At 66.2% G+C, this 6,239-nt stretch carries 6 protein-coding genes; 5 read left to right on the plus strand and 1 reads right to left on the minus strand.

From position 1 onward, the window contains the following. The coding region (locus tag ACNPP0_RS21825) for a MarR family winged helix-turn-helix transcriptional regulator (protein WP_448706977.1) at window positions 1-469 on the plus strand (469 nt) is incomplete at its 5' end. A gap of 211 nt (window positions 470-680) precedes the next feature. Then, complete coding sequence (locus tag ACNPP0_RS21830; RefSeq protein WP_332611019.1) at window positions 681-1,862, plus strand: MFS transporter; 1,182 nt, start codon at window positions 681-683, stop codon at window positions 1,860-1,862. Window positions 1,863-1,911: 49 nt separating this feature from the next. On the opposite strand, the gene ACNPP0_RS21835 is transcribed toward ACNPP0_RS21830, so the two are convergent. Then, window positions 1,912-2,961, minus strand: a complete 1,050-nt coding sequence (locus tag ACNPP0_RS21835; RefSeq protein ID WP_448706978.1) for a LysR family transcriptional regulator — start codon at window positions 2,959-2,961, stop codon at window positions 1,912-1,914. Between the two features lie 143 nt (window positions 2,962-3,104). Between ACNPP0_RS21835 and ACNPP0_RS21840 the strand changes: the two genes are divergently transcribed. The 3 genes from ACNPP0_RS21840 to ACNPP0_RS21850 form a co-directional block, all read left to right on the plus strand. Further along, a complete protein-coding gene (locus ACNPP0_RS21840) occupies window positions 3,105-3,506 on the plus strand; it encodes a RidA family protein (RefSeq protein WP_332611017.1) in 402 nt (133 codons plus the stop codon). A 140-nt stretch (window positions 3,507-3,646) separates the two neighbouring features. Further along, entirely contained in the window at window positions 3,647-4,546 is a 900-nt protein-coding gene (locus ACNPP0_RS21845) for a helix-turn-helix domain-containing protein (protein WP_448706979.1), read from the plus strand. A gap of 127 nt (window positions 4,547-4,673) precedes the next feature. After that, on the plus strand, window positions 4,674-6,239 hold a 1,566-nt coding region (locus ACNPP0_RS21850), incomplete at its 3' end, for a thiamine pyrophosphate-binding protein (RefSeq protein WP_448706980.1).

Consider the following 6,239-nt stretch of genomic DNA (forward strand, 5'->3'; position numbering starts at 1 on the left):
CCACCTCGACTCCCTGCTGCGAAATTTCCGTCTTGAAGAGGTGCCGTCGCATCTGCTGCGGCGCGCGCACTTCAAGGCCGAGGAGATCTTCGCGGCTACGTTCGCGGGCGAAGGGGTTACGCCCCGACAAAAGGCCGCCTTGGTGCTGCTTTACCAAGAGCCCGGCCTTAGCCAGAATTCCTTGGCGGAACGCTTGGCCATGGACCGCAACACCGTTGCTGAAATGGTCAGGCGCATGCATGGCGGCGGGCTGATAGAACGCCGGCCGTCACCCACGGATGCCCGCGCTTACCAGCTATATGTCGCGCCGGCCGGCTTGGAGCTGCTGAGCAGGGTGATGCCGCGCGACGTGGTGGTGGAAGACCAATTGCTGGCTCGGCTGCCCGAGGAATACCGAGCCCTGTTCGTCAAATGCCTGCGCATGATTGCCGAGTCCGGTACCGAGACAGAAGCGTCAAAGCCCGATTGATGGGAGCGCGCCGGGCGTGACCGGCCGCGTCAGCGTCTGCCCGGTCGTCAGCACGATTTTCAGCCCGTTTTTCAGCCCCACTGTCAGCCGCCTGACAGGCAGCCGCGCGGGGCTACCGCTACACTCTCGGAATCCCGCACCCATGGTCGCCGGGCCGCCCCGCGCCACTGGCAAGGCGGTCGGCAGACGGCCGAGTTCCCACCGTTCCTTCATGTCGCAATCTGATTCGTTCAATCTGAAGCGCATCGCCGTTCCGGCGTTCGGCCCGTCGCTGCTCTATGGCATCAGCAACGGCGCCATCCTACCCGTGATCGCACTGACCGCGCGTGACCACGGCGCGTCCGTGGCCACCGCCGGCCTGATCGCCGCCCTGATCGGGGTGGGCTCGCTGCTGTCCAACATCCCATCGGCCCTGATCACCGAGCGCTTTGGCGAGAAGCGCGCCATGGCCGGCGCGGCGCTGTTAAGCGTGCTTGGCCTGGCGCTGGTGATCGGGGTGCCGCACCTGTGGGTGCTGGCGGTGGCCATGCTGATGCAGGGCTGTGCGCAGTCGGTGTTTCAACTGGCGCGCCAGAGCTACATGATCGAAGTCGTGCCATTGGCGTATCGCGCGCGGGCGCTGTCCACGCTGGGCGGCACCACGCGCATCGGCACTTTCATCGGCCCCTTCGCGGGCGCGGCGCTTATCCATTTCGTGGGGCTGGACGGCGCCTATTGGATTGCGATCTGCGCCATGCTGGGCGCGGGGCTTATCGCGATCAAGGCGCCCGACATCGAACCCTCGGGCGGCTCGCACGCGGGTGCGCCGCGCGCCCGCATCGGCGAGGTGGCGCGCGACCATCGCGGCGTGTACGCCACGCTGGGCGTGGGCGTGATGCTGATCAGCGCACTGCGCGCGTCGCGCCAGGTGGTGATCCCGCTGTGGGCGGATCACCTGGGCCTGGACGCCGCCACCACGTCGCTCGTCTACGGCCTGGTCGCCGCCGTGGACATGTCGGTGTTCTATCCGGCCGGCAAGGTGATGGACCAGCGCGGCCGCCTGTGGGTGGCGCTGCCCTGCACCTTGCTGATGGGGTTGAGCCTGATGGCAATCCCGCTGACCGGCGGCGTGGCCAGCTTCATCCTGGTGTCGGCGCTGCTGGGTTTTGGCAACGGCATCGGTTCCGGCATTGTGATGACGCTGGGCGCCGACGCCGCGCCGCCCGGCGCGCGCACGCAGTTCCTGGGCATCTGGCGCTTCATGGCGGACCTGGGCGCCAGCGGCGGGCCGGTGGCACTGTCGGTGCTGACCGCCTTGGTGTCGCTGGGCGGCGCATCGTTTGGCGTGGGCACGCTGGGGCTGGTGGCGGCCGGGGTGTTCTGGCGCTGGCTGCCCCGGCGCGCGCAGGGTTGAGTTTTTTCGCGCCCTGAAGCGGGGATACAGGCTTGTGATGCCGGGGCGATCAAGTCGGCGGATCGGCCCTATTCTGCGTCTCTGCTCCCGTCGCTGCCTTCGCTGCTGCCTTCGCTGCTGCCTTCGCTTTTGCCTTCGTTGCTGCCTTCGCTGCGTCCTGCGCTGTCGCCTTCGTTGCCGCCTGTGCCCCTGCCGCCGGTGCGTACTGCCCCATCAGCGCCACCACCCAATCGATGAACACCCGTAGCTTGGCGCTGACGTGCCGATTGGGCGGAAATGCAATGGTCAACGGCATCGGGTCCAGCCGCCAGTCCTGAAACAGCGGCGTCAATTCGCCCGTCGCCACATGCGGCTCGGCCATGTATTGGGGCAGCCACAATACCCCCATCCCCGCCAGCCCCGCCGCCAGGTACGCGTTGCCGTCATCCACCGCCAACACATAGCGCCCATGCACCCGCACATGCTCGTCGCCGCGATGCATGGCGTAGGGAAACGCCTTGCCCAGCCGCTGCCACAGGTAGCCGACGACGCGGTGATGCGTGTTTTCCAGGTCGTGCGGATGCGTGGGGTGGCCGGCCCGTTCCAGGTAAGCGGGCGCGGCGTACACCGCCAATTGCAAATCGCCGACGCGGCGCGCCGTCAACGACAGATCGGTCAGTTCGCCGCCCCGGACCACGCAGTCCACGTTGTCGGCAATGACGTCAACGATGCGGTCGCTGACGCCCATGTCCAGTTGAATGTCGGGATATTGCGCGTGAAACGACGGGAGCGCGGGGATCAGCACCATGCGGGCCAGCGGGCTGGGCACATCGACCCGCAAGCGTCCCCGAGGCAAGGCCGAGGCCACCGACAGGCTGGTCTCGGCATCGTCCATGTCGGCCAGCAGCTTGATGACGCGCTCGTAATAGGCCGCGCCATCGGCGGTGACGTTGACCTGCCGCGTGGTGCGGTTGAACAGCCGCACGCGCAAGCGCGCCTCAAGCTGTTGCACCAGCTGTGTCACGGTGGTTTTGCTGATGTGCAGCGTTTCGGCCGCCTTGGTGAAGCTACCCGCCTCCACCACGCGCGCAAACGCCTGCATTGCATCGAAACGGTCCATCGTAGGCCCCCGCCCGTTTGAAGAATGTTTGGATTCTACAAACAGTGATGGACAAGCTTGCGCGTTTATCGACCGCTGGCGCGTCGTTACAGTGAACCCATCGCTAACGACGGGCCATGTCGGCCCGCTTGAAGGAGCACTCCATGACGACGCGAAACCCCGTATTCCCCCCTGACCGCCACGCGCTGTACGAGCGCCACCGGTATTCCCCCGCCATCCGGTCCGACGGCTTTCTGTTCGTATCCGGGCAGGTCGGCAGCCGCGAGGACGGCACACCGGAGCCCGAGCTGGATGCGCAGGTGCGGCTGGCGTTCGACAACCTGAACGCCATTCTGAAGGCGGCAGGCTGCACGTTCGACGATGTGGTGGATGTGACCGTCTTCATGACCGACCCGCAATCGCACTTCGAGCGGATCTGGACTGAGGTGGTGCCGCAATACTGGGGTCGGGCACCGTATCCCACCGCGACTGCCGTGGGCGTGACCTGGTTAAGCGGTTTTGACTTCGAGATCAAGGTGATCGCGAAACTGCCTCAGGGGTCATAAGGCAGCCGGGCGGCGCAGGCAGGTCATGAAAACGTCAAGGCGGGCAACACCGGGTTTACGGCAGCCGCGGCTTGGTGAGTTTGGCGATATCATGGCAAAAAAATCGAGCCGCCTCGCGCGCCGCCCAGGAGACTTCCCGCTTGTCCGCAGGCCCGCACACGCCCAACGCGCCCCCCTTTCCCACCTTTGAGACTTCCGATTTCTCGGGCGAGGGCTCGTTCTATTTCGATCTTGTGCGCTTGCAGGACCGCGACGATATCCCGCGCGGCTTCCTGCATCGGCACAACTACTACCACCTGCTCTGGATGAGCCAGGCCAGCGGCACCCACATGCTGGACTTCGAACAGCACGAGGTGCGCGACCACTCGGTATTTTTCCTGTCGCCCGGGCAGATCCACGCCTGGACCTCGTCCGTCAAGCCGCGCGGCTACGTGTTGAATATCAGCACGGACTTCTTCGCCCACATGTTCCCGCGCGCGGACGACATCGCCAAGTTTCCGTTCTTTCATCTGGCGGGCGGCTCGCCCGCCATTTATCTGTCGCGTGAACAGCACGACGGCATGCTGCCGCTGCTCAATGAAATTGAACGCGAAACGCGTGACCGTCAGACCGGGCGCTTTGACGTCGTGCGTTCCTACCTGCTGATCCTGCTGACGCAGCTGCGCCGCCTTTACCCGGCCGATGAGCGCGAGACCGCCGCCGGCCCCAGCTATTCGCTGGCCAAGCGGTTCACCATGCTGATCGAAGAACACTATCTGGACTTCGACGCCATCCGCCAATACGCCGACGCGCTGTGCGTCAGCGAACGCCAGCTGAACGATGCCGTCAAGCGCAGCGTGGGGCGCACCGCCAGCCAGCTGGTGCAAGAGCGCGTCGCGCTGGAGGCCAAGCGCCTGCTAAGCAATACGGGCCTGAGCATCGCAGAAATTGCGTTCCAGCTGAACTTCGAAGACCCCTCTTACTTTGCCCGCTTCTTCAAGAAGCACACCGGCAGCACCGCCGGCGATTTCCGCAAGAAGTACGACCGCCCCATCAGCTGATGGCCGCGCGGGCAGACGCGCGAAAAAGTGCAATACAAGCTCTGATCTGTCCTAACGCGCCCAAGGCCGGGCTGCGTACAGTTCATCCAGACCCAACCCGCCGCCTTGCGGCTTGATTGAAACTGCGATGAACGACACCCCAACATTGATGACAGGCGGCCAGCATGTGGTGCGCGCGCTGCTGCAACACGGCGTGGACACGGTATTTGGCGTGCCCGGCGAAAGCTATCTGGACGTGCTGGACGCGCTTTACACGGAACGCGAGCGCATCCGCCTGGTGTCCTGCCGCCACGAAGGCGCGGCCTCGTTCATGGCCGAGGCGCACGGCAAGCTGACCGGCCGGCCCGGCATCTGCATGGTCACGCGCGGCCCCGGCGCCACCAACGCCAGCATCGGCGTGCAGACGGCGTTTCAGGATTCCACGCCGCTTATCGTGCTGGTGGGCCAGGTGGGCAACGACATGGTCGAGCGCGAGGCGTTCCAGGAAATCGATTACCGGCGCATGTTCGGCCAGTTCACCAAATGGGTGGCGCAGATCGACAGCGCCGCGCGCGTCACCGAATACCTGAACCGCGCCTTCTCGGTCGCGATGTCGGGCCGGCCCGGTCCCGTGGTGTTGGCGCTGCCCGAGGACATGCTGACCGAACTGGCCCCGCCGCGGGACTGCGGCACGATTCAGTTTCCGCAGGCGCATCCGGCGCCCGACGCGCTGGCCGACATGCGCGCCCTGCTGGCCCGCGCGCGGCGGCCGTTGATGATGGTGGGCGGGTCGGGCTGGACCGACGCGGGCCTGGATGCCCTGGCCCGCTACGCCAGCCGCAACAGCCTGCCGGTGGCGTGCTCGTTTCGCCGGCAGGATCTGTACGACAACCACCACCCGCAATACGTGGGCGAAGTGGGCATTGGCGTGAATCCTGAACTGGCTGACGCCGTGCGCAACGCCGACGTGATCCTGGCGGTGGGTGCGCGCCTGGGCGAAATGGTCACGGGCGGCTATACGCTGCTGCAATCGCCCGTGCCCGAGCAGACGCTGATCCATGTGCTGGCCAGCCCCGAAGAGCTGGGCCGCGTGTATCAGCCCGCGTTGAAGATACCGTCGGGCCTGGACGCCTTTGCGCACGCAGCCGCCGCACTGGAGCCGGTGGACGCCACCCCGTGGCGCGGCTGGCTGGACGGGCTGCGGCAAAGCTACGTGCGTTACACGGAGCCGCCGGCCACCGATCTGCCCATGGACCCGGCGCGCGTCATCGTTGCCCTGCGCGAAGGGCTGGACCCGCGCGCCGTCCTGACCAACGGCGCGGGCAACTACAGCGCCTGGGCGCATCGCTACTACCGCTTCAGCCACCCGCGCACCCAGCTTGCGCCCACCAGCGGCGCCATGGGCTACGGCGTGCCCGCCGCCATCGCGGCCAAGCTGCGCCACCCTGAACGGCAGGTGGTCTGCCTGGCGGGCGACGGCTGCTTTCTGATGACCTCGCAAGAGCTTGCCACCGTGAAGCAGCACCGCCTGGCCATCATCTTCATCGTGTTCAACAACGGCATGTACGGCACGATCCGCATGCATCAGGAAAAGAACTATCCGGGCCGGACCCTCGGCACGGACCTGTGCAACCCCGACTTCGTGGCCTACGCGGAATCGTTCGGCGTGCCGGCTGAACGCGTGGACAGCCATGAAGGCTTCGCGCCCCCCGTG

It is taken from the genome of Achromobacter semiaridum (assembly GCF_053543755.1).

What these genes read in the sequence shown, in the direction of transcription:
- ACNPP0_RS21840 (WP_332611017.1), top strand. Translation starts at nt 3,105, where the DNA reads ATGACGACGCGAAACCCCGTATTCCCCCCTGACCGCCACGCGCTGTAC.
- ACNPP0_RS21835 (WP_448706978.1), bottom strand. Translation starts at nt 2,961, where the DNA reads ATGGACCGTTTCGATGCAATGCAGGCGTTTGCGCGCGTGGTGGAGGCG.
- ACNPP0_RS21830 (WP_332611019.1), top strand. Translation starts at nt 681, where the DNA reads ATGTCGCAATCTGATTCGTTCAATCTGAAGCGCATCGCCGTTCCGGCG.